At 48.6% G+C, this 24659-nt stretch carries 15 protein-coding genes and 1 CRISPR repeat array; all 15 genes read left to right on the forward strand.

The features are described 5' to 3' along the window. Nucleotides 1–99 precede the first annotated feature (99 nt). The 15 genes from pta (at nucleotide 100) to K5753_01695 (ending at nucleotide 24647) form a co-directional block, all read left to right on the forward strand. Nucleotides 100–1095, forward strand: coding sequence for a phosphate acetyltransferase (gene pta, locus K5753_01625; protein MCR4725903.1), 996 nt, complete (start codon nucleotides 100–102; stop codon nucleotides 1093–1095). An 11-nt stretch (nucleotides 1096–1106) separates the two neighbouring features. Further along, nucleotides 1107–2300, forward strand: coding sequence for an acetate kinase (locus K5753_01630; GenBank protein ID MCR4725904.1), 1194 nt, complete (start codon nucleotides 1107–1109; stop codon nucleotides 2298–2300). 103 nt (nucleotides 2301–2403) lie between these two features. Next, nucleotides 2404–2595 carry a 50S ribosomal protein L32 gene (rpmF, locus tag K5753_01635; GenBank protein MCR4725905.1) on the forward strand — a complete coding sequence of 64 codons (192 nt, stop codon included), beginning with the start codon at nucleotides 2404–2406 and terminating at the stop codon, nucleotides 2593–2595. A 183-nt stretch (nucleotides 2596–2778) separates the two neighbouring features. After that, nucleotides 2779–3816, forward strand: coding sequence for a WYL domain-containing protein (locus tag K5753_01640; GenBank protein ID MCR4725906.1), 1038 nt, complete (start codon nucleotides 2779–2781; stop codon nucleotides 3814–3816). Between the two features lie 119 nt (nucleotides 3817–3935). Continuing rightward, nucleotides 3936–5009 (forward strand): cation diffusion facilitator family transporter, encoded by a 1074-nt coding sequence (locus K5753_01645; protein ID MCR4725907.1) that lies wholly within the window; start codon nucleotides 3936–3938, stop codon nucleotides 5007–5009. A gap of 156 nt (nucleotides 5010–5165) precedes the next feature. After that, nucleotides 5166–9188: a type II CRISPR RNA-guided endonuclease Cas9 gene (gene cas9, locus K5753_01650; GenBank protein MCR4725908.1), complete on the forward strand. Its 4023-nt coding sequence runs from the start codon at nucleotides 5166–5168 to the stop codon at nucleotides 9186–9188. A 1-nt stretch (nucleotide 9189) separates the two neighbouring features. Beyond that, nucleotides 9190–9600: a CRISPR-associated endonuclease Cas1 gene (locus K5753_01655; protein ID MCR4725909.1), complete on the forward strand. Its 411-nt coding sequence runs from the start codon at nucleotides 9190–9192 to the stop codon at nucleotides 9598–9600. Next, nucleotides 9601–10077 (forward strand): type II CRISPR-associated endonuclease Cas1, encoded by a 477-nt coding sequence (cas1, locus tag K5753_01660; protein ID MCR4725910.1) that lies wholly within the window; start codon nucleotides 9601–9603, stop codon nucleotides 10075–10077. 4 nt (nucleotides 10078–10081) lie between these two features. Further along, entirely contained in the window at nucleotides 10082–10387 is a 306-nt protein-coding gene (gene cas2 / locus K5753_01665) for a CRISPR-associated endonuclease Cas2 (GenBank protein ID MCR4725911.1), read from the forward strand. Beyond that, nucleotides 10384–11076: a type II-A CRISPR-associated protein Csn2 gene (gene csn2, locus K5753_01670; protein ID MCR4725912.1), complete on the forward strand. Its 693-nt coding sequence runs from the start codon at nucleotides 10384–10386 to the stop codon at nucleotides 11074–11076. Before cas2 ends, csn2 begins: the two co-directional genes overlap by 4 nt. A 41-nt stretch (nucleotides 11077–11117) precedes the next feature. Further along, a CRISPR array of direct repeats spans nucleotides 11118–13331; the repeat unit is 36 nt; unit sequence GTTTGAGAGCCTTGTTGTTTGAATAGGTTCTGAAAC. 99 nt (nucleotides 13332–13430) lie between these two features. Next, nucleotides 13431–13685: a TIGR03905 family TSCPD domain-containing protein gene (locus K5753_01675; protein ID MCR4725913.1), complete on the forward strand. Its 255-nt coding sequence runs from the start codon at nucleotides 13431–13433 to the stop codon at nucleotides 13683–13685. A 196-nt stretch (nucleotides 13686–13881) separates the two neighbouring features. Continuing rightward, a complete protein-coding gene (locus K5753_01680) occupies nucleotides 13882–21768 on the forward strand; it encodes a hypothetical protein (GenBank protein MCR4725914.1) in 7887 nt (2628 codons plus the stop codon). Between the two features lie 49 nt (nucleotides 21769–21817). Next, nucleotides 21818–22795 (forward strand): glycoside hydrolase family 130 protein, encoded by a 978-nt coding sequence (locus tag K5753_01685; GenBank protein ID MCR4725915.1) that lies wholly within the window; start codon nucleotides 21818–21820, stop codon nucleotides 22793–22795. Next, nucleotides 22792–23742 (forward strand): ABC transporter permease subunit, encoded by a 951-nt coding sequence (locus tag K5753_01690; protein ID MCR4725916.1) that lies wholly within the window; start codon nucleotides 22792–22794, stop codon nucleotides 23740–23742. The genes K5753_01685 and K5753_01690 overlap by 4 nt, the downstream gene beginning before the upstream one ends. 71 nt (nucleotides 23743–23813) lie before the next feature. Beyond that, nucleotides 23814–24647 carry a carbohydrate ABC transporter permease gene (locus tag K5753_01695; GenBank protein MCR4725917.1) on the forward strand — a complete coding sequence of 278 codons (834 nt, stop codon included), beginning with the start codon at nucleotides 23814–23816 and terminating at the stop codon, nucleotides 24645–24647. The last annotated feature ends 12 nt before the right edge of the window (nucleotides 24648–24659 follow it).

A 24659-nucleotide genomic window follows, 5' to 3' on the forward strand; every position in this document is an offset into this window, starting at 1 on the left:
ATTCCCTTTATATTCTTGCTTTTTCCCTTCGCGCGGGGTTATAATTATTATACATTTTTTAAGGCTTGCAATAAAGCGTTTTATAAAGGAGATTTGAAAATGTCGAAATTGATGGATGAAATCAAGCAAAAAGCGGCTCTTTTGAACAAGCATATCGTTCTTGCGGAAGGCGAAGAGGAGCGCATTATTCGCGCGGCTGAAATGATCGCGGCGAAAAAGATCGCCCGTTTGACCCTCGTCGGTAACGAAAGCGTGATCAAGGCGAAATGCCCGGATGCGAAGCTCGACGGCGTCTCGATCGTCGATCCCGAAACCAGCGATCTTACGAAAAAGTACGCCGACCTTCTCTATACTATCCGTAAAGCGAAGGGTATGACCGAGGAAGAGGCGGCTCGCCTCGCCAAGGATTGCACCTATTTCGCCGTCCTTATGGTTAAAGCGGGAGATGCGGACGGAATGGTTTCCGGCGCCGTCCACAGCACGGGCGACACCCTTCGTCCCGCGCTCCAAATCATCAAGACCGCTCCCGGAATCTCCACCGTTTCGAGTTGCTTTATCATGTGCCTCCCCGAAGGCTCCGCTTACGGCGAAAAAGACGTTATGGTCTACGGCGACTGCGCCGTCAACATTATGCCCGATGAGAATCAGCTCGCGGATATCGCGATCGCGACCGCGGACAGCGCCGTAAAGATCGCGGGCATCGAGCCGAGAATCGCGATGCTTTCTTTCTCGACGAAGGGCAGCGCGAAGCACGACACCGTTACCAAAGTCCAAAACGCGACCAAGATCGCGCACGAAAAAGCGCCCGAGCTCGCTCTCGACGGCGAATTGCAGCTTGACGCCGCGCTCGTCCCCGAAGTCGCCGCTTTGAAAGCTCCGGGCAGCAAGGTCGCGGGCAAAGCGAACGTCCTCATCTTCCCCGACATTCAGGCCGGAAACATCGGTTACAAACTGACCCAAAGACTCGGCGGCGCCGAAGCGATCGGCCCGATCTGCCAAGGTCTTGCTTATCCCGTAAACGATCTTTCCCGCGGTTGCGTTCCCGAGGACGTCGTCGGCGTCGTGGCGGTAACCGCCGTTCAATGCGGAAAATAAGGAGTAGGGCGATGAAAATTCTCGTTATCAACGCAGGAAGTTCTTCCTTAAAATACCAACTCATCGAAATGGAGACGGAGCAAGTCATCGCGAAAGGCGTTTGCGAACGCGTCACGATGAAAAATTCCACTCTGACGCATTCGGCGAAAGGGCAAAAGATCGTCATCGAACACGAAATGCCCACGCATACCGAAGCTTTGAGCCTTGTGCTTTCCGCTTTGACTTCGCCCGAGTACGGCGTTGTGAAGAGCCTTTCCGAGATCAACGCGGTCGGTCATCGCGTCCTTCACGGCGCGGAGGATTTCAAAAAGTCCGTCTTGATCGACGACGAAGTCGTCCGCATCTGCGAAAAGAACAAAGAACTCGGACCTCTCCATATGCCCGCGAATATCGCTTGCATCTGCGCGTGCAGGAAGCTTCTTCCCGTTCCGCAGGTTGCCGCGTTCGACACGTCGTTTCATCAGACGATGCCCGATTACGCGTTCCGTTACGCGCTCCCCGAATCGTATTACACCGAGTGGCGTATGCGCCGTTTCGGATTCCACGGGACGAGCCATAAGTACGTTTCGGGCGAAGCGATCAAGTATTTGAATAACCCCAAAGCGAAAATCGTTACCTGCCACCTCGGAAACGGCTCCTCGATGGCGGCGGTCAAAGAGGGCAAGTGCGTGGATACTTCGATGGGCTATACCCCGCTTGCGGGCGTCCCGATGGGGACGAGGAGCGGCGATATCGATCCCGCGCTTCTCGAAGCGATCTGCAATAAGACCGGTATGAGCATTTCGGACGCGGTCAACGTCTGCCTCAATAAGAGGAGCGGCGTTTACGGGATTGCGGGCGTCAGCGATTTCAGAGATCTCGCTTCGCTTGCGGAAAACGGTGACGATAAAGCGCGCCTCGCGCTCGATATGTTTGCGTACTCCGTCAAAAAGTTCATCGGCAGCTATGCCGCGGCTATGAACGGAATGGACGCGATCGTTATGACCGGCGGTATCGGTGAGAACAGCGCGGACGTTCGCCGCAGAATTCTTTCCGATCTCGAATATCTCGGCGTAAAGATCGACCTCGAAAAGAACGCGGTTCGCGGAAAATTCGCCGAAATTTCCACGCCGGACAGCAAAGTCAAAGTCCTCGTCATTCCGACGAACGAAGAACTCGTCATCGCGCGTGACACGAAAGCGATCGTCGAAGGATTGAATCAATAAGAACAATAAATTTATTCGTGAAAATCGTTGACAGTACGCTGCGTTTTCACTATAATAAATAATCGTTAGTGTACTTAATCGCACGGAACAGGAGGTGTTTGATATGGCAGTGCCCAAGTGTAAGGTTTCGAAATCGAGGAGAGATTCCCGCGCGGCGAATTGGAAGATCAGCGCGCCGGGTCTTGTTGAATGTCCCAACTGCCACGAGCTTATCAAGAGTCATAGAGTTTGCCCGTCTTGCGGGTATTATGACAAAGAAAAAGTTGTGGAAATCAAAGAAAAGTCTAACGACTGATCAATCGGCGCTCGGATGATTCCGAGCGCTTCTTTTTATTCTGAGGTCCGATTATTCGGATCTTTTTTTTACCGCAGGTTCCCGCGTTATGTACGTTTTTTGGTATTATGGAAACAACTTTCTCTTCGAGTCTTGCATTTGCGATTCGAAAGTGGTATAAAGACAAAAAGAGGAGGATTTCGAATGACGGAAAAGCGCGCGCATTGCAACGAAGGCGATAAAAAGATCGCATTGATCCGAATGATCCAAATTCTCGAAAACGAAACGGATCAAGAGCATCCTTTGACGCAGCAGGAGATCCTCGATAAGCTGAACGACGAGTTCGGATTGGTCGTAAATGATCGGAAGTTCGTCGGCAGAAACCTGAGGCTTCTTCGGGAACTTTTCGAATCCGACCCTTTCTTTCAGAATCCGGCTTGCGCGATTAATCTCGAAACGGATAAAAGGAGAGGGAGCTATTTTTCGAAAAGGCTTTTCGAAAACTCCGAGCTCAAAGTATTGATCGATGCGGTTTTGTCTAGCAAGTATATTCCGGAGAAACATTCGAAGGATCTGATTGAAAAGCTTTGCATGCTTTCGAATCGGTATTTCAAGTCCCACGTTAAGTATATTTCCGTTCCGAATCGCAATAAAACGGAGAATCGACAGCTGTTTTTGAATATCGATTTGATCGACGAAGCGATAGAAAAGGGGAAGCAGATCGTCTTCGATTATAATAAGTACGGCGCGGATAAGAAACTGCACAAGACGGTTTCTCATAAAGAAAGCCCGTACCGTTTGATTCTTCATAATCAACGGTATTATTTGATGTACGGCAGCGAAAAGTATAAGACCGTCGGATTCCTGCGCGTCGATAAGATCACGAATATCGAAGTGGCAAGCGAACCGTTAACGCCGCTTGCGAAATTGACCGGGTACAAAAGCGGTTACGACTATAAAAACATCGTTTCGACTTTGCCCTATATGTTCGGCGACGAGATCAAAATGGTGACCTTTCTAGCGAGTGATTTCGTGGTGGACGATATCGTCGATTATTTCGGAAACGACGCGCAAATCAAAGAATTGCCCGAGCATAAGCTCGAAGTCACGGTGCACACGAGCCCGAAAGCGATGGAGTATTGGGCGATGCAGTATTTGAATTACGTCGAGATCAAGTCGCCCGATTCTTTGCGCGAAAGGATCAAGGAAAACTTGGAAGCCGCGCGGGAAAAATATCGGTAAACGCGGGTCGCGAGCGGCTTGAAATTAACAGAAACGCCGCTTGCGCGTATACTGTAATAAAGGAGCGCGAGGTGTGTTCGCCTTGCGAAAAGAATATGCTAACGAGAGAAAAAGCAATCATGAGGACCGGTGCCGTCGGCATCGGGGTTAACGTCGCGCTGTCCGCATTAAAAGCGATTTTCGGCTTTATTGCGGGTTCGGTGGCGATCATTATGGACGCGGTTAATAACCTGACCGACGCGCTTTCGTCAGTCATTACCATTCTCGGCGTAAAACTCGCCAAGAAAAAGCCCGACGCAAAGCACCCGTACGGGCACGGCAGGGTGGAATATTTCAGCGCGATGATCGTCGCGGTCATCGTCATAACGGCAGGCGTCAGCGCGCTCGTGGAAGCGATCAAAAGTATGATCAAGCCCGCGCTTCCCGCGTATTCCGTCTATACGTTCGTTATGATCGCGCTTGCGGTCTCGGCGAAGATCGTTTTGAGTTTTTACGTCAAAAAGATGGGCAAAAAGTATAATTCCGACGCCCTTATCGCATCGGGGAAGGACGCGGGATTCGACGCGATCCTTTCTTCCTCCACGATCCTTGCGGGAATCGTCGCGATCGCGGCGAAGATCTCGATCGAAGGTTACGTCGGCGCGATCATTTCCCTGTTTATTTTGAAAGCGGGAATCGAAATGCTCTTTTCTTCCGCAAGCGACGTCCTCGGAAAACGCGCAAACAGCGAGACGGCGCGCGCGATCAAAGAATGCGTAGGGGAGATCGACGGCGTTCTCGGCGTTTACGATCTCTTGATCCATAATTACGGACCCGAAAGCGCGATCGCTTCGGTCCACGTCGAAGTCCCGTCCACGCTTTCCGCGAACGAGATCCATATCATAACGCGCACCGCTCAGGAAAAGGTTTTCGAAAAATTCCATATCTTTTTGACGGTCGGGATCTATTCGATCGACCAATCTTACGCAAGCGAGATCAAGCGCATCAACGAAGCCGCCTGCAAAAGAGACGGCGTCCTCGGAACGCACGGTTTTTACATCAACGAAGAGAAAAAGACGGTCTTTTTGGACGTCGTCATCGACTTTACGGTTAAGGACAAAAATGCCTTGATTTCCGCCTTAAACGAAGATTTTTCCGAAATTCTTCCGGGTTTTTCGTTTCTGATCAATTTCGACGCGAATTACACGGATTGACGGAGGTTTTATAAAGAAAAAACTCTCCTTTCGGAGAGCTCTCTATCGCACAATGCGAATAAATGGGTAGACATAGTTTTATTTGAACTTGCCTTGTTGTTTGTAATGTTATTATACGACGCTTGTCGCTGTTTGTCAATATAAAAGGAGAAAAATATGGAAAAATTATACATAGGACTTGATATCGGAACAAATTCCGCAGGAATCGCTTGCTCGGACGAGAACTACGATCTTGTTCGTGCGAAAGGTAAAGATTGCTGGGCGACAAGGCTTTTTGACGAAGCAAGTACCGCCGCGGATCGAAGAGTTAAGCGGACGGCTAGGCGGCGTTTGGCAAGGAGAAAGCAACGTATTTCGTATTTGCAAGAAGTGTTTTCGCCCTTTATTTCGGACAAGCAGTTTTTTATTCGTTTGAAAAACAGCCAACTTTTGCCGGAAGATAAAGATGAGTCTCTCGGTGGCGATAAAAATTCATTGTTTGCGGATATTGAATTTAACGATAAAGCGTTCCACAAGAAATTTCCGACGATATATCATTGGAGAAAGTATTTGCAAACTGCGGACGAAAAAGATATTCGGCTTTATTATCTTGCTTTGCATCATATCATTAAATATCGCGGACATTTCCTTTTTGAAGGGGAGGCGGGATCGGATTTCAGAGATTGTAATAGATTATTCAAAGCGTTGGAATCCGCTTTGGAAGATTTGGGATGGGAAAACAAACCCTCTTTTGATTCCGCGAAAATCGAAGACGCAAAAGGGATTTTGTTGGACGGAAAAAAGCGGCTTCGCGACAAACAGTCGGAATTGGAAAGGCTTTTCGGTATTGCGGATCCGAGCGGGAAAGAAATAATAAAAGGTATTTGCGGCGCAAAATTCGATCCGAAAAAACTTTTCCCAGATCAATATAAAGAAGAGAAGTCCTTTTCTTTGGCAGAAATGAACGAAGAAACGTTTGAAGCGCTTCAAGCGACCTACGGCGACGATTTTTTGCTTCTTGAAGCGATGAGGTCATTATATAACTATTTTGTTTTCGAAAGGCTTCTCAAAAACCAATCGGATATTTCTTCTGCGATGATTGCCGTTTATGAAAAGCACAAGAGTGATTTGAAGCGTTTGAAGGAGTTTTTAAGAAAGAATTGCGATAAAGAAACGTATAAAAAAATGTTTTCGGATAATGCGTACGATTCCGTTAAAAAAACGGGGAACTATGCGAATTACGTCGGTTTTACGAAAGAAAGGGGTAAAAAAGTCACACGTACGCACGTTCCTTACGAAGGATTTTTGGAATACTTGAAGAAGTTTTTGAACGAGCTTTCTTGCGAAGACGTTGCCGAGCGGGATGCTATTCTTTCGGAAGTCGAAGAAAAGACTTTTCTTCCGCAGATATTGCACTCGGATAACGGCTTGATTCCGAATCAAATCAATAAAGCGGAACTTGAAAAAATTGTTCGGAATATGGTTCGAAATCTTCCCGAAACCGCGGAAATGGCGGAAAAAATCAAACCGATTTTCGAGTATAGAATCCCGTATTACGTCGGGCCGCTTTCCGGAACCGATCGTTCTAATTGTTGGATGGTCAAAAAACCGGGAATGGAAGGTGAAAGAATAACTCCGTGGAATTTTGACGAAGTCGTGGATAAAGCCGCGTCTAATGAAGAGTTTATGCGTCGAATGACGAATAAGTGTACCTATTTGCACGCCGAGGACGTTTTGCCGAAAGGTTCCGTTTACTATCAAAAGTACGACGTATTGAACCAACTGAACACACTTCTCTTGAATGGGCAGCGCATTTCTTTGGAATTGAAACAGGAGGTTTTTAATAATCTTTTCCTTGTAAAAAAGAACGTCACCGTAAAATCGATCAAGGATTATCTCGTTCGAAGCGGGAGAATATCCGAATCCGAGAAATCAAACGTTCAAATATCGGGAGAGGAAGATTTTAAGGCAAGCATGTCTTCTTATCTCGCGCTGAAAAGCGTCCTCGGTGATTTTGTCGATCGCGATTATAGGAGCGGCGGTCGCGTTTGCGAAGACATTATCTTATGGCACACGCTGAATACCGACAAAAACGTCGTTATGAAACTTGTAGAGAATAAGTATGGTTCGATCCCCGAGATCCGTGAGAATATGGGAAGGATCAAAGGGCTTGTCTTTAAGGATTTCGGAAGGTTTTCCGAGCGTTTCCTGACGGGACTTCGCGTAACCGATCCCGAGAGCGGCGAGAATCTTTCGATTTTGGATCTATTATATGAAACGCAAATGAATCTGAACGAGATCCTTTTCGATGAAAGATTTGGCTTTATGGATATGATCCGCGAAGAAAACGGGGAAGAAAGCGCGGAGATCACGAAAAAAGATATCGATGAATTGTACGTTTCGCCTGCCGTTAAAAGAGGGATCCATCAGAGTTTGAAAATGGTGGACGAGTATGTCGCGGCGATCGGGAAGATTCCCGATAAGATTTTCGTGGAAGTAACGAGAGGGGAAGAGAAGGATAAAAAAGGAAAGAAAACCGAATCGAGAAAATCCAAGTTGCAAAAACTCTATAAGAATTTGGAAGGGATCGATCATCTCGTTAAAGAATTGGAAAAGATCGAAGAGAAGAAGCTCAAAAGCGAGCGTTTGTATCTCTATTTCCGCCAACTCGGAAAGTGTATGTATTCGGGGAAAGAGATCGACATCCGCGCGCTTTCGACCGATCAATATGACGTCGATCATATTCTTCCGAGATGCTATATTAAAGATGACAGTTTGGACAACAAGGTTCTCGTATTGAGAAGCAAAAATGAAGAAAAGCGCGATATTTTCCCGTTGCCGAAAGGTCTTGTTTCCGAAGAGGCTCGCAAGCATTGGGAATTGCTTCGCAAAAAAAATATGATCGGAGGAATTACATACGAGCGTTTGACGCGCGTGGAACCTTTAACGGAGGGAGAATATCAAGACTTTATCAACCGCCAAAGAACGATAACCGATCAAACGGCGAAAGCGGTGGCGGAACTGCTTAAAAGAAAATACAAAGATTCAAAAATCGTTTACAGCCGCGCGAAAAACGTTTCGGATTTCAGAAATAAATTCGGAATCCATAAATGCCGCGAGACGAATGATTTGCACCATGCGCGTGACGCGTATTTGAATATCGTCGTCGGAAACGTGTACGATGTTCGGTTTTCTACTCCGCAGTATATCCATTCCAAAGTCGGAGATGAATGGCGCGAATATAATCTTAAAAAACTCTTTGAGCGCGACGTCAAGGGCGCTTGGATCGCCGAGGGTGGAAAGACGATTACTAACGTTAAGAAAGTCGTACAAAAGACGAGTATGTGTGTTACGCGCTATGCTTTTTGCAATCACGGAAAATTTTATGATGAAACGGTATACGGAAAGGGCGATACCTGTATTCGAGAGCCGAGAAAAAAGAATTTGCCGATAGAAAAGTACGGCGGATTCAGCAGCTTGAAAACAGCGTATTTCGCAATCGTTTTATCAAAAGGCAAAAAAGGCAAGGAGATCAAAACAATCGAAGCGATCCCCGTTTTGTGGGATTATCGGGCGCAGTCGGATCCGAGCGCAATCCAAACCTATTTGGAAAGCTATTTGAAAGATCCGAATATCTTGATTCCGAAGGTCAAAATTAAACAATTGGTCAAATATAACGGAACGCTATTATGTCTTGCGGGTGTTTCTGATAATCGTTTGATTTATCATAATGCAATTGAATGCTTTACGGATAACAAAACCGATCTTTATGTAAAAGACCTCGGGAAATTCTCGGAAGCGGAAAAGACTTGGGATAAAGACGAGTATATGATTCAAGTCAATCGTTTCGGTCAAATCGCTCGAAAAATCGATAGAGAGCAAAACCTTGCGCTTTACGATTGGCTGATCAAAAAACTTGAAACAAATGAATATGGAAGAGTTTTAGCATTCAAGTTTGTAAAAACAGAGATCGTATCTCGGAGTGAAAAATTCAAGGAATTGTCACTTTTGGATCAAGCCAAAATACTTCTTGAAGTCTTTAAGTTTTTGAAGTGTGATGCAACAGAGGCGAATTTGAAAGCGGTTGGTGGATCCAGTCGATGTGGAACAATCAGAATGAATAAAGATATAACCGATGTTGATTTCCGTCTTGTCCATCAGTCTCCCTGCGGGTTGATCGTTCGCGAAGAAAAGGTTTGAAATGGGATTTCGCACGGTCATCGTCTCCTCGCGGTGCAAGATCGAGCATCGACTCAACTATCTTGTGCTTCGGGGAGAGTCGGAGAAAAAGATCTTTATCAAAGAGATCAACACGTTGATCGTGCAAAGTACCGCCGTGGCGCTGACTGCTTCCGCGCTATGCGAACTGACGAAAAATAACGTCAAAATCATTTTCTGCGATGAAAAATGCAATCCGCAAACCGAGCTCGTTCCGTATTATGGCGCGCATAACACGTCTAAGCGGTATAAAATGCAGATCGCTTGGAAAAGGCAAGTAAAGGAATCGGCTTGGATGGCGATCATTCGGCGAAAAATCCTGAATCAATCAGATTTTCTTCTTCGAAGAGGGTTTTCCGAAGAAAGCAAAATGCTTCGATCCTATGAAAAGTAGATTGAGCCTTTCGATCGAACGAATCGGGAAGGGCACGCGGCGAAAGTATATTTTAATTGCTTGTTTCCCGAGGGAGACGGAAGGCGTTCGGATACTTTTATCAACGGTTGCCTGAATTACGGGTATGCCGTCCTGCTTTCCGCGATCAATCGTGAGATTTCGGCAAGCGGATATCTTACGCAACTCGGAATATGGCATGATAACGAATTCAATTCCTTTAATCTTTCGTGCGATTTGATCGAACCGTTTCGTATGGTCGTGGATGAAACGGCGTTCTCCTTGGAATCCGGAGACGAAGCGTTTAAGAAAAAAATGGCGAATATCCTAAACTATAATGCGGTGATGCAAGGGAAAAGCACGACGCTGGATATCGCGATAAAGCAATACGTTCGAAGTTTTTTGGATTATATGAATTCGGACGGAGAAGGGGAGATAGCCTTTCCCGAGGGGATCGAAATCCAAGGTGACGTGCGGTAGATTTATGAGAGTGATCGTATTTTTTGATTTGCCGATGGAAAGCGCAAAGAATCGCAGGGATTACGCGCAGTTCCATAAGTTTTTGATTAAGACGGGTTTTATTATGATGCAAAAATCCGTTTATACGAAATTGTCGGTCAATAACGTTATGACCGAATCGATAAAGGAAAGCGTAGAAAAGAATTGCCCTTCCGACGGGATCGTCGAAATGCTTGAAGTGACCGAGCGTCAATTTCTTAAAATCAAATATGTGATCGGGGAGAAGCAGACTTCCGTGATCGACAGTATGGATCGATTGATTGAATTATGATAACGCTCGCGCATAAACACATCGAAAGTAAAATGATCTTGAAAGCGGATTCCCCGCTTTTGCTTTTTGCGGAAGATCCGCGTGAGTTTTATGATCTTGGAAAAAACCTTATAGCGGTAGCGGAAGGGCAGGAATCGGATTTTTCTTTGTGGGACGGAGAAAAGCCATTGGAAGCGGCGTCAAGGACTGCCCTAATGCGCGATTATTTCAAAATCGATTTCTCCGATAAAAAGATTCTGAATCTGTTATACAAAAAGTTGAAATCTGCGTTTTTCGAGGGCGCTTATATGCTCCCTTTGAATGAAATCAATGCGGGGATCGGGCGCCTATTTGAAGATTTGTTTTCGGAAGTCGATTATTTGCTCGAATATTCCGAACCGAATTTGGATGATCTGATTAAGGCTTGCGCCGTAAAGCCCGCCGTCCAATATGAGAGTCTTTTGGAAGCGATCGTTTGTTATATTGATCTTTTTGTTCGTCTGAAAAACGTGGACGCTTTTCTTTTTATCGGTTTGAAGCAGGTTTTGCGTGATGAGGATCTCGCAGCGCTTTATCATCATTGCGAACTTGGAAAAGTCGGTTTGTTTTTGTTGGAACATCAAAAGACGCGTCCGATTCTGCCTTCCGAACGGGCAATTATTCTGACGGACGATTTATGTGAAATTGTTGAAAATATGATGGAAACGTGATATAATTTTTGTATAAAACACAAGGCTACGCTCCGTTTGAGGTTTGAGAGCCTTGTTGTTTGAATAGGTTCTGAAACTCAGGCACGTCGATAACGACGGAAGGTGTTGTTTGAGAGCCTTGTTGTTTGAATAGGTTCTGAAACTACCGCAAAGCGTGTAAGGTAAGATCATAAGTTTGAGAGCCTTGTTGTTTGAATAGGTTCTGAAACTCAACCCCCGCAATGAGATAAGGTGTGATAGTTTGAGAGCCTTGTTGTTTGAATAGGTTCTGAAACATCTTCTTCATGAACGTCGGTTCACGAATGGTTTGAGAGCCTTGTTGTTTGAATAGGTTCTGAAACCCACCGCTACAAGGTTGTAGATCACAACTGGTTTGAGAGCCTTGTTGTTTGAATAGGTTCTGAAACACTCTTGCTACCCCCATACCTTCAGACATCGTTTGAGAGCCTTGTTGTTTGAATAGGTTCTGAAACTGAAGTTTTTCATGTTTTCTCCTTTGCCTTGTTTGAGAGCCTTGTTGTTTGAATAGGTTCTGAAACCGGCGCGGACGGAGCAAATTCGCGGACACGGTTTGAGAGCCTTGTTGTTTGAATAGGTTCTGAAACATATAGCCGTCGAGTTTTTCGACCTCGGTTGTTTGAGAGCCTTGTTGTTTGAATAGGTTCTGAAACACTTGGGAGGCAAGACTATCAATGGAAGCAGTTTGAGAGCCTTGTTGTTTGAATAGGTTCTGAAACAATATGATACTCTAAAAAATTTCCGCAATCGTTTGAGAGCCTTGTTGTTTGAATAGGTTCTGAAACCCTATAAACTTTGGATTCCTTACAAAAACGGTTTGAGAGCCTTGTTGTTTGAATAGGTTCTGAAACTTCTCGTCAACGATCAATCCGAGAACGCCTGTTTGAGAGCCTTGTTGTTTGAATAGGTTCTGAAACTATTGCATTATACTACTTCCTTTAACTGCGGTTTGAGAGCCTTGTTGTTTGAATAGGTTCTGAAACTGCGGACGGCTCGTCATGGAACCGTACTCGGTTTGAGAGCCTTGTTGTTTGAATAGGTTCTGAAACGTATATATTATACCAACTTCGATAACTCAAGTTTGAGAGCCTTGTTGTTTGAATAGGTTCTGAAACTTGCAAAACGCAATCTCGAACGGCTTTGCGGTTTGAGAGCCTTGTTGTTTGAATAGGTTCTGAAACTAGTCGATACGAGTGAGCTTCTATTCGGAGGTTTGAGAGCCTTGTTGTTTGAATAGGTTCTGAAACCGGTAAGATTGCGAAGCTTCTCTTGTATATGTTTGAGAGCCTTGTTGTTTGAATAGGTTCTGAAACTTAACGGTTGCTGCGGTCGCAGAAGAAAGAGTTTGAGAGCCTTGTTGTTTGAATAGGTTCTGAAACTTTATGCGGCGGGCGAGTATGGATCCATAAGTTTGAGAGCCTTGTTGTTTGAATAGGTTCTGAAACAGGTCACACTTCCGAAAAGGTGCTTGTTCGGTTTGAGAGCCTTGTTGTTTGAATAGGTTCTGAAACGTAGTATCGTTAGTTCTGAAAGAATGGCAGGTTTGAGAGCCTTGTTGTTTGAATAGGTTCTGAAACACTAATCCATATACGTTGAGTATCAACCAAGTTTGAGAGCCTTGTTGTTTGAATAGGTTCTGAAACAACGAACTACAATAAAACTGATTCAAAGCGGTTTGAGAGCCTTGTTGTTTGAATAGGTTCTGAAACACGATCCACCGCGACCCATCGCTCACGGCGGTTTGAGAGCCTTGTTGTTTGAATAGGTTCTGAAACCATTTGTCACTTGACCTTTATGCGTTTATTGTTTGAGAGCCTTGTTGTTTGAATAGGTTCTGAAACATCCCTGATTATCGGCTCTTTCGTGCGTAGGTTTGAGAGCCTTGTTGTTTGAATAGGTTCTGAAACAAAGATTCCCGTCTTTGTCCTTTGCAGTTCGTTTGAGAGCCTTGTTGTTTGAATAGGTTCTGAAACATGGCGACTACGGCGATTACAGGGGCGATTGTTTGAGAGCCTTGTTGTTTGAATAGGTTCTGAAACATATTGCACGCCGTTTCTCTTCGTGAAGACGTTTGAGAGCCTTGTTGTTTGAATAGGTTCTGAAACTTGCTGACAAGCCGAGCCCAAAGAGATAGGGTTTGAGAGCCTTGTTGTTTGAATAGGTTCTGAAACTTGACCGACGAACAACGCCCCGAGAGTTGGGTTTGAGAGCCTTGTTGTTTGACTCGGTTTTGAAACCGGGTTGCGCGCAGGTAACAGATATACCTGCGCGCATTGAATTGACGAATCGGATCCCGTTTGATATAATTGAAAAAGAAACGAACGGGAGATTTTCAGATGAAATACAGCTATAAGACGAAAAACACCTGCGCGGTGCAAATCGATTTCGATATGACGGACGGCATCGTCTCGAATATTCGCTTTCTCGGCGGTTGCAACGGGAATTTGAAGATGATCTCCAAATTGCTCGAAGGGAAAAGGGCGGAAGAGATCGTTTCCGCTTGCTCCGGAAATACCTGCGGCGGACGCGCGACTTCTTGCGCGGATCAACTTGCGAAAGCCGTTCAGGCGGCGCTCGACAAAGCGGAATAGAAAGTTGGGTCATTTCGATTTATTATTGAATCATTCGGAAAAATAGGGTCGAAACGAAAAAGCGCGGCGCATCGTTCCGCCTTTTTTTTGGATCGCTCTTTGAAAAATGCGGTCAAATTTCGGAAAATTGGGTATTGTAAAGATTTTATATCTATGATATAATATTAAAAGATTTTTTTTCGCGCGCGGAGGTCTTATGAAAAAATTCCGTTTGATCACGATTTTGCTTTGCATTTCAGCGATCGCGTCGTTTTGTTTATCCGCCTGTAATCTGAAGACGGATCAAACGAAAGAAGATCCCGTGCAACTCGTCGGCGGTGACGTCGGCATTTCAATCTATCACGATTCTTACACCAAATTTATCTCCAAGACGGACGGTGAGGAAGAAAAGGAGCAATCGCTTTCTTCTTCGATCCCGTACAGCGCCGCCGCGGGGGATCACGTCGTCCGAGTTTGGGCGATCGGTTCGGACGGAAAAAAGACCGCCGAATCCTCTTTTTCTTATTCGACGCGCGTCGTCGCGCTTTCCGATCTCGGAGTTTCGGGCGGCGTCGTCTCTTGGACTGCATCCGCGCGTACCGTCAGCGTTAAAGAAGGCGAGGGCGATTACGCCTTGACCGACGGGTTTAGCTATACCGCCGTTCAAAAAGACGTCGTCGTCAAAGTCAAAGCCGAAGGCGGATTCGATAAAGGCGAAAAGGTCTTTTATTCGGGCGCCGCGATCGAGCGCGAAGTCCGCGTCCGCACCGCCACCGCCACCGCTCTCGATTCTCCCGTCCTGACCGCGACGAAGGACGCCTTGACTTGGGCGCCCGTCGATCACGCGATCACGTACTCCGTCTCTTACGACGGCTCGTTTTTCTCAAACGCGGAAAACGCGCGCTATTCTTCGCAAAACGGCAAACACACGATCGCGGTCAAGAGCGTCGGCGACGGAGTTTATTATTCGGACAGCCGTCCCGTCGTCTTTACCTACACGACCGAGCCTTCCTCCGTTACCGTCGATAAGACGGCGGCGAATACCGCGGAGCTTTCCTTCGTGGGGCTCGGACTCGAAAAGGCGATCGGTTCCACTTTCGACGTTTTCGAAGGCTCGACCTTCGTCGCGAAAGACACCTGCGAAGTGACGTTCCGCGCGATCTTCGGATTCGACGTCTCGTCGGGCGTTTATTACGCCGAAAGCGATTTCGAAAGCGTGTGCTTCGTCGCGCCCGCCGCGAGACCCGCCTCGATCGAAGCGGCAAGCGATTCTTCCGAAGCGAGTTTGAAATCCCGCTGGGACGTCAAAAAGTTCGAAAACGCTTGGATGGCGACGAACGCGTTCGTTTCCGTCGAAGAAGGATTCGACGGCTCTGCCGCGCTCGGTTTGAACGGGTGGAATAACACCGTCGCGTACCGTTTCAGCACTTCGTATTCTTTGAGCGACGGTTATAACGCGGTTTCTTTCGATTTCAAAGGGGACGGCGTCGCGAGTTTGGTCGTCACACTCGCGGACGACGACACGGGGTATTCGATCAGTTATGATCTCGGCGTTCTCCCCGAATATTGGCTTTCCGTCACGCTTTCCCTGACAGACTCGCGCTGGAAGATCAACAACAGCTTCCCGCTTCAAACCGCTTGGGGATTGAAAAATACCGATCTCGCGGATTCTTTCGATCTGCCCAAGAATATCAAACAAGCCGTCGAACTCTATGAGATCGTCCCGTTCCTCGATCGTTTGAGCTTTACGATCAAAGGAAATTCTCCGAGCGGCGCGAACGCCCGTTTGATCGTCGATAACGTTACCGCGCTTTACGAAGCGGAAGCGGAAACCGCGATCAGACAACCTTTGTTCGGGATCGGCACTTCGTATCTTGCGCGCGAGGCGATCGAGAACGACGTCAACGAGATCGTTCTTTCGCTTTTCGGCGATTCGATGCGCGTTTATTCGACCGCGCTTGAAACCAACTTCGTTATGGAAGGCTCGCTTACGATCGACGTGGACGCCGCGACGATCTCTTTTGCGGACGATCTTTCCGATTTCGAAATGAAGGGTTCTTTCGAGAAAAACGGGTATTCGATCCGAGTCACGGAAGCGGCGGGGCAGAACGCCGCGCACTTTGCGGGCGCGCTTTTCGAGACGACCGCGGACGTTTCCCTCGATTTCGAGGACGGGACGGCGGGCGAGACGTACAGCCGCGATGAGATCTCCGAATACACGTATTCCGTGCAAAACGGCTGGCAACCGCTTTCCTCTTCGCAGATCTATTGCCGCGAAAAAGCGGATTCGTTGGTCGGTTCGTTTGCGACCGGGAGATGGGTGACGAATAAGTTCGTCTATAACGAGGGCGGGCGCGCGCTCGGTTTGGCGAACGAATTCTCTCTCGATCTTGCTAACGATTTCGCGGGCGCGTCGGAACTCAAATTAAAACTTGTCGCCGTCGATGAAAACGGCGGTTTGACCTATTTGATCGGCAGCGCGGATAACTTTTATTCTTTCCCCGTGACGGATGGCTTCGTCACCATCGAAAAGAAATTCGTCGAACCGATCGTCATTCAAAGCTTTTATTTCGTTACCAAAAACGAATCCGAATCCGACGTTCAATATCTTTATGCGGATCGTTTGAGAATCCGTTATAAAGCGGAAGTTTCCGCCGCTTCTTCCTATGCGGCGCCGATCGTTTCGGCGGATGAGTATTCGCTTTCTTTCTCACACGACGATCCTTCCGCGGAATTCGAGTATTCGCTGAACGGCGGCGAATACCAAAAAGGCGCGCTCTTCGCGGTCCCTGCGGAAGAGGGATCTTACGCGCTTCGCGTTCGAGCTTTGATCGGCGAGGACGGGACGCCTTCCAAAATCACTTCCTATTCCTTTAACGTCGTTCGCGTGAACCTCTCGAAGATCGACGTCGCGATCGACGGCGGAGTCCATACCGCGACTTGGGCGACGAACGGGCTTTCTTTCCTCAAAGTCGGAGACGGGGAATACGCTTCTTGCCCCGAGAAATCTTTCTCCGCGGAAGCGGACGTCACGATCTCCGTCAAGGCGGAAGGCTACTATGACGAAGCGAATAAGACCTATTACGTCGGTTCGCAGGAAACCGTAAAAAAGATCCTCGTTACTGGGACTTTGGACGCGCCCGTCCTTCGCACGACCCAAGAGGGGATCGAGTGGGACGCCGTCACGGAAGCGGATCGATACGCCGTCTCGGTGAACGACGGAGACTTTGTAGAGCAGTTCGACAGAACTTTCCCCTTCGCGCACGCCGTCGGATTCTATTCCTTGCGCGTGATTGCGATGATCGGGGGCTCGATGGCGTATTCCAACGCGTCCGAATATCATTACGAAGTCAAAGAGATCGATTTGCGCGATCTCAAAGTCCGCGACGCGACCGCGACTTGGCAAGCAAGCGCATTTGCGGTCTACGTCAAAGTCAATGCGGGCGAATATACGCTCGCGGAAGGGAATAGCTACGTCGCTCGCCCCGAGGAGATCGGCGCGCATCGCGTTACCGTCCTCGCGAAAGGCGGCTACGACGAAGACGCGCACGTCCTTTATTACGCCGAGACCGAGCCGACGCTGGAAGCTAACGTCTTCATCAAACGCGTCGCGCGCCCGGTGCTTCGCTTGAACGATTTGAAAAACGGCTTGATTTGGGATAGCCTTCCTTATGCGACGGGTTACCTCGTCAAAGTGAACGACGGAGAATGGACGGAATGCGTGAACTACGCTTTCGCGACTCTTCCCGGCGAATACTCCGTTTGCGTCCGCGCTCTCGGAAACGGATCCAATTATCTCGACAGTTTGGAGTCCGACGCGTTTTCTTACTCGGTCGTCGCCATCTCTCTTTCCGATATCGGCGTGACCGATCCCGCGCCCGCTCCCACGGGTAGGACGGTTTCTTTCTCTTCCGTCTCGTTGAAGACGCTGTATAAGTGGGGAAGAGCGCCTTACGAGGAGACGAACGAAACCTCTTTCAAGATCATCGAGACAATTGATTTCGCCGTGAAAGCGGTCGGCGGATTTGATGAAGAAAACGATATCTTTTACGCGGGCGAAGATATTATCAAGGAAGTTCACGTCGTCGTCCCGATCTTCCTGCCGTCTCCCGTCTTGAAGACGAACGAAAGGGGAATCTATTGGAATAAGATCGATTCGATCGAAGGGATCCCGTACAAAATCCCCGGAATCGAATATTCCGTCTCGATCAACGGCGGCGAACCCGTGATTTACACAAACGACAACGGAAAGGATAAAATGGAAATCGTTCTCGCCGATCAACCGTTCGGAGTCTATACCGTCTCGGTCAAAACGGTGAACGAGGATCCCGAGCAGTATCCGGACAGCGAAGCGAGAGAAAAGAAGTTCGAGGTCGCTTCCGTCTATTTGCCGGACGAATTGGAGATGAACGGAGCCACGGTCAGTTGGACGTATCGCGGATTCTTGTCGTACTACGTCGGCGAAGTGGGGCAATCTCCGAACGATGCGGATTACGTCCCGTATGATAAAAATTATTATATGAGCGAGGACGGAGAGGATAAAGAGGTTTACGTCCGAGTCGTCGAAGGCTACGACGCGGAAAATGCGATCTTATATATCGGCGATCCGATCAAACGCTCGAAACCGATCCAGTACGGACAATTGACCGCGCCCGTCCTTCGATTGAACGGCGACCGCAACGGGCTCGTCTGGGATCCGGTCTCGAAAGCGACTTCTTACGAAGCGAAGATAAACGACGGCGAATATAATACCGTCGAAAGCTATGCGTTTACGAACGTTCCCGGAAGCTATACCGTCTATATCAAATCGGTCGGAACCGGGACCTTGCTCGATAGCGAGCCTGCGGTCTTTACCTATACCGTCCGCGCGATCGAACTCAGCGACGTAACCGTCGTCAGCGGCGTTGCGACTTGGTCGTTCGTCGGAATTCAGACTCTTGCGAAGTGCGGCGCCGCGCCGGAAATTTCCTCGAAAACTACCCTTTCGCCCGAAGCGACCGAGACCGTCGTCTTGCGCGTGGATCCCGGTTACGTTTCGGACGGCAACGTCTATTACGTCGGCGAACCGATCGAGAAGACCAAAAAGATCGTCGTTCCGATCGTTCTCGCCGCGCCCGTTCTTTCCTTTACGAAAAACGGAATAACTTTCCCCGCCGTTTCGAACGCGAATTCCTATCTCTTATCCGTAAACGGCGGCGCGGAAACCTCGTTGAATGCTTGCTCGGTGGCCCTTGAAGATGCGGTCGGTTCGTATACGATCCGCATTCGCGCGTACAGCGAGGACGAGGAGCAATATCCCGCAAGCCCGGTCGGCGAAATCTCTTATGAGGTGAAGCAGGTCGCCTTGTCCGAGATCGCCCAAGAAAACGGCGTCGCTTCCTTTACCTACGTCGGAAAGCTTTTCGTAAAAGAAGAGGGTAAAGACTTCAAAGAGAAGACCGCAAACACCTATGGTCCCGAGAAAACGACCGTGATCTACGTCGAAGCAAGGTCCGGCGCGGACGAAAACGCGCGCGTTCGTTTTGTCGGCGCAACCGTTTCGAAGCAAGCGGAGATCATCGTCCCGATCAAACTTCCGAAGCCGACTTTGGCTTCCGGAAAGAGCGGGCTTACTCTTACGAAAGATGCTAATGCGAATTGTTACAAGATCTCAACGGACGGCGGCGAATTCGTCTCGTATACCTCGGACGAACTTTTGTATCTCACGGCGAGCGGCGATCATACCTTCCGCATCAAAGCCTACTCGAATAACGAGGCGCAATATCCCGCGAGCGACGAAGTTACCTTCTCGTATAAGACCGTCGCGGTCTCGCTTCCCGATATTTCGCTCTCGGGCGTGACGTTCTCTTGGAACGCGACGGCGGCGACCGTCTCTTTGAAGATCGATTCCGGTTTATACGCGCCAACGACTTCGACTTCCTATAAAGCTTCTTACGTCGGATCTTCGGCGGGCAAAGAGCAGCATACCGTTTCCGTCAAAGCGGAAGGCGGTTTCGTTTCCGCGAGTTCGACTTTCTACTACCCGTCTTCCTCGATCGAGAAATCCAAGAGCGTCGAGATCACGAAGCTCGGAAAGCCTTCGATCACCGCGGGCGACTCCAAACTCTCTTGGGGTGCGGTCTCGAACGCGACCGCTTACGCCGTTAAAGTCGGAAGCGGATCTTACGTCAATCAATCGGGCAGGGAGTACGCCTATTCAACCAAATCCGGCGGCTACACCGTCTCTGTCAAAGCGGTCGGAAACGGGACGACGGTCGTCGACGGTGACGCGGTTTCCCATTTCTACACCGTAAAGACGGTAACGCTTTCGAATATTACCGTCGTCGGCGCGAAGGCTTCTTGGTCCTCCGTCGCGTTCAAAACTTCGTTAAAGGTCGGAAGCGGCAGTTATAAAGTGACGACCGACACTTCGTATACCGCGTCGGGCGAGGGAAGTTACGCCGTTTCCGTCAAGGCGGAAGGCGGCTACGATTCTTCCGCAAATATCTATTATTATGCGGCGTCTCCGATCGAAAAGACGGGGACGATCAGCATCGTAAAACTCGCCGCTCCGTCGCTGAGCATTACTTCGAGCGGGGTGACTTGGGCTGCCGTTTCGAACGCATCCGCGTATTACGTCAAAGTCGACGGCGGCAGTTATAAGTCCCAAACCGGGCGCACGGTTTCTTTCTCGACTTCCGCAGGCAGTCACAGCGTCAGCGTCTATGCGTCGCGCTCCGATAACTCGGCTTTCGTCGATTCGAACGTTTCTTCGACTTCGTATATGACAAAGACCTCCGCTTTGAATTTCCTTTCGAGTTCTTCGACGACGGCGGTTTGGACGCTTTCGGGCTTGAAGTCGCAATACTCGACCGATAACGGAAGCACCTATAAAGACACCTCTTTGACTTCCTACACCGCGACTTCTTCGGGGACGGTGAAATTCCGCGCGGTCGGCGGCTACGAGGCGTCCTCCAACACCTACTATAACGGGACTTCTTCCGCGCAAAGCAAGACCTTTACCGTTTCCGGATTGATGCTCGACACCTTCGATAAGAGCTCGATCTCCGGATGGTCGAAAGAAAAGTTCGGGACGAAGGATTGGGAAAATAGCCCCAATTCCGGTTTGACTTTGGTCGGCGACGCATTCGGGGCGGGGCAGGCGCTCGAAATGAAATCTTTCGCGAACGGCGTGGCGTATCGATTCGGCAAAGAATTCGGAACGCTGACGAAAGCGTATAAGGGCATCGCGTTCAACCTCAAACTGAACGATTATTATTCCACCGCGAAGACCAAGATCCGTTTCGTCGACTACGCGAACGGTATCTACGTTAACTACGACCTCGCGAAACTCAATATGAACAACAATTCTTGGTACAGAGTCGTCGTCTCCTTTGACGACGAGAACCTCGAAGTCAATATCGGCGGAACGAACTATTCGCCGAGCAAGGTCAAACAGTACATCGGCAGGACGGAATACAAGACGTGGGATAACGCGATCAAGGCGATGGACGTCATGTATTTCATCATCTCGGGATCGGTGTCGAATAATCCCGCCGTATATACCTATATCGATAATTTGCAGTTCCTCGATTCGGCTTCTTCTTCGAGCGCGACGAAACTTACGACTTCCGTTTTGAAGGTTAATTTCGACGACGGTTCCGTCGGCTCCGCTTATTCGAACAGCAAGTGGAAGCAGTACGCTTGGACGGGTAGCTCTTACGCATCCGTCTCGGGCAAAATGAATTCGCGTAAACCCGCTTCGTCGCCCCTCGTCGCTCTTGCTTGCGGCAACACGACGTATAAGTACGTTTATAACGAGGGCGGTTCCGCGCTCGGAACGGCGAACCATCTCTCGATCGACTTCGGTAACTGGTATGGCAACCTCGGTCCCATTCATTATCGCGTCGCGATCGTCAATTCTTCGAATAAGACGATCTATCTCGCCGGATCGGAAGTTACTTTCGCTTCGCTTGCTCTGACGGGCGGCAACACGATGAAGACGCTGAGTTTCAATTTCGCGAGCACTTCGATCAAGAGCGTTTTGATCTTCGCGCGCTATGACGGAGCGGATAACTATCTCTATATGGATAACGTCGTTCTCGCAAGCTGTAACGTTTCGTAAAATCCGCATAAAGCGGCTGAATAATAAAACAAAAAAAGAGGAAAAACAGATGGCAAAAATCATTGGTGAAGCACTTCCGAATATCCCTTGGCAAGACCCCGCGGACAATTCTCCCGTTTGGCGGTATTCCGGAAATCCGATCATCGGCAGAAATCCGATCGAGAACGTAACGCGAGTCTTTAACAGCGCGGTCGTCCCGTTCAAAGGCGGGTTTGTCGGCGTCTTCCGCGGCGAAACGAAGAACGGGATCCCGTATCTCTATTTCGGCAAAAGCGCGGACGGTATTCGTTTTACGTTCAATAAAGAACGCATCGTCTTTCATCAAAAGGACGGTGGGGCGTATAAGTTCGAATATGCCTACGATCCGCGCGTCGTAAAGGTCGAGGATACTTACTACGTCATTTGGTGCGACGGCAAGCACGGGCTTCCCGTCCTCGCGCTCGGAAAAACGAAAGATTTCGAAAGGTTCGAGATGGTTTCGCATCCGTTTTTGCCCTTTAACCGAAACGGCGTCCTTTTCCCGAAAAAGATCGACGGAAAATATTATCTTTTGTCTCGTCCTTCGGATAACGGACACACGCCGTTCGGCGATATCTATATCTCCGAAAGCCCCGACCTCGTCTATTGGGGCAATCACTCGCGCTTGATGGAGAAGGGCTACGAATGGTGGCAAGGATTGAAAATCGGGGCGGGTTGCGCGCCGATCGAGACGAGCGAAGGCTGGCTTTTATTCTATCACGGAGCCACGCAGACCTGTAACGGTTACGTCTATTCCCTCGGTGCCGTGATCCTCGATAAGGACGACGTCCGCAAGGTAAAACATCGTTGCGGAAACTTCCTTTTGACGCCCGAAGCGGACTACGAGACGGTCGGTTTCGTCCCGAACGTTTTGTTCCCTTGTTCCGCCCTCACGGACGCCGAAACGGGGCGCATCGCGATCTATTACGGCGGCGCGGATACGGTGGTCGGACTCGCGTTTACCACTATTGACAAAGTACTGGATTATATTGTAAAATTTGAAAGATGAACAGAAAACTGATTATTGACAGAAACAGCCCCTTAAACGACTTCGGCGGAAGGGTCAAAAAGTCCAGATATTTGATCTTGATGATCATACCTGCGATCATTTATTACCTCGTTTTTTGTTACGCGCCGATGTACGGAATTTTGATCGCTTTCAAGCAATATCTCCCCAAACAGGGCATTATCAACAGCCCTTGGGCGGATATGGGCGGTTTCGGGAATTTTTACACGATCTTCCAAGATCCCTATTTTTGGAAAGTCCTTCGCAATACCGTCATTATCGGGCTTTGTAAGATCATCATCAGCTTTATCGCCGCGCTTCTCGTCGCGATCCTCATCAACGAGATCCGTTTGCGCTTTTTCAAAAAGACCGTTCAAACCATCGTTACTTTCCCGCACTTCTTGTCTTGGGTCATCGTCGGCGGATTGGTCGCGAATATTTTCGGCACTTCCGGTATCATAAACGATATTATCGCTTCGACCGGGGCGGAACGCGTCCAATTTCTTGCGAACGGAAAAGTCTTTCTCTCTTTGATTTTCGGATCGGACGTCTGGAAAGAAGCGGGGTGGAGCAGTATCATTTATCTCGCCACGATGGCGGGCATTTCGCCCGAGCTTTACGAAGCGGCGGATATCGACGGCGCGACGAGGCTTCAAAAGATCTGGCATATCACGCTTCCCGCGATCAAACCGACAGCGATTCTTCTTTTGATCCTTTCGGTCGGCGGCATCCTTTCCGCGGGTTTCGATCAGATCTTTAATATGTATAACCCGCTCGTCTATGACGTAGCCGATATCATCGACACTTATATCTATCGTTCCACGTTCCGCGAGTGGCAGCCCGCCGAGATCGGCGCGGCGGTCGGTCTTTTCAAATCGGTCGTCTCCTTTATCCTCGTCCTGATCGTGGATAGGATCGCGAAACTCAGCGGCGAAAGAGGTATTATATGAGAAAATTCGAGAACATGCGCTATTTACCCCTTCGCCCGAAGGGAAGCACCTTTGATAAGCGGATCGGTCCGATGGATTGGATCATTTTCGCGATCCTGCTCCTCTATGCGCTTATCATCATTTATCCTTTTTATAACGCGCTTTTGATCTCGATCTCGCCGGAAAGCGTCTATTTGAACACGCCTTTTCTTTTGTATCCGAAAGAGATCTCTTGGGATAACTACGCGACGGTCTTTTCCAGCGCGTCCTTGTGGTCGGGCGTTCGCGTGACGCTCCTTTTGCTCTTCGTCGGAACGGCGTATCAATTATTCTTTACGGTCATCACGGGTTACGCTTTGTCCCGCAATAAGTGGGTCGGTAAAAACTTCGTTATGAATATGATCCTCGTAACGATGTTTTTCGGCGGTGGTTTGATCCCGTATTACTATTTGATCAAAAATCTCGGGCTTTACAATCAAATTTGGGTCATGATCATCCCGGGCGCCATCGACACCTACAATATGCTTTTGATGCGTAACTATTTCGCTTCGCTTCCTCCCGATCTCGAAGAATCCGCGAAGATCGACGGCGCGAACGATATTCAGATCTTCTTCAAGGTATATTTGCCGATGGCTCTTCCGATGCTCGCGACGGTCGGTTTGTTTTTCGCGGTCGGCAACTGGAACAGCTGGTATAACGCGATGCTCTTCATCGAAGAGCCTTCCTATAAGCCTTTGCAACTCGTCCTTCGCGAAATGATCACGACGAGTTCTTCTTCGATCGAGACCTTGGGGCAAAAGGTCGTCTATTCCGAAGGTTTGACGATGGCGAGCGTCTTTTTCTCCATCGTCCCGATGATGTGTTTCTATCCCTTCCTTCAAAAGTTCTTCGTTAAGGGCTTGGTGGTGGGTGCTATAAAAGGATAAAACGGAGGTAAG

The sequence above is a fragment of the Clostridia bacterium genome (assembly GCA_024685775.1).
Taxonomy (GTDB): domain Bacteria; phylum Bacillota; class Clostridia; order Christensenellales; family CAG-1252; genus CAG-1252.

What these genes read in the sequence shown, in the direction of transcription:
- pta (MCR4725903.1), top strand. Translation starts at nt 100, where the DNA reads ATGTCGAAATTGATGGATGAAATCAAGCAAAAAGCGGCTCTTTTGAAC.
- K5753_01630 (MCR4725904.1), top strand. Translation starts at nt 1,107, where the DNA reads ATGAAAATTCTCGTTATCAACGCAGGAAGTTCTTCCTTAAAATACCAA.
- rpmF (MCR4725905.1), top strand. Translation starts at nt 2,404, where the DNA reads ATGGCAGTGCCCAAGTGTAAGGTTTCGAAATCGAGGAGAGATTCCCGC.
- K5753_01640 (MCR4725906.1), top strand. Translation starts at nt 2,779, where the DNA reads ATGACGGAAAAGCGCGCGCATTGCAACGAAGGCGATAAAAAGATCGCA.
- K5753_01645 (MCR4725907.1), top strand. Translation starts at nt 3,936, where the DNA reads ATGAGGACCGGTGCCGTCGGCATCGGGGTTAACGTCGCGCTGTCCGCA.
- cas9 (MCR4725908.1), top strand. Translation starts at nt 5,166, where the DNA reads ATGGAAAAATTATACATAGGACTTGATATCGGAACAAATTCCGCAGGA.
- K5753_01655 (MCR4725909.1), top strand. Translation starts at nt 9,190, where the DNA reads ATGGGATTTCGCACGGTCATCGTCTCCTCGCGGTGCAAGATCGAGCAT.
- cas2 (MCR4725911.1), top strand. Translation starts at nt 10,082, where the DNA reads ATGAGAGTGATCGTATTTTTTGATTTGCCGATGGAAAGCGCAAAGAAT.
- csn2 (MCR4725912.1), top strand. Translation starts at nt 10,384, where the DNA reads ATGATAACGCTCGCGCATAAACACATCGAAAGTAAAATGATCTTGAAA.
- K5753_01675 (MCR4725913.1), top strand. Translation starts at nt 13,431, where the DNA reads ATGAAATACAGCTATAAGACGAAAAACACCTGCGCGGTGCAAATCGAT.
- K5753_01680 (MCR4725914.1), top strand. Translation starts at nt 13,882, where the DNA reads ATGAAAAAATTCCGTTTGATCACGATTTTGCTTTGCATTTCAGCGATC.
- K5753_01685 (MCR4725915.1), top strand. Translation starts at nt 21,818, where the DNA reads ATGGCAAAAATCATTGGTGAAGCACTTCCGAATATCCCTTGGCAAGAC.
- K5753_01690 (MCR4725916.1), top strand. Translation starts at nt 22,792, where the DNA reads ATGAACAGAAAACTGATTATTGACAGAAACAGCCCCTTAAACGACTTC.
- K5753_01695 (MCR4725917.1), top strand. Translation starts at nt 23,814, where the DNA reads ATGGATTGGATCATTTTCGCGATCCTGCTCCTCTATGCGCTTATCATC.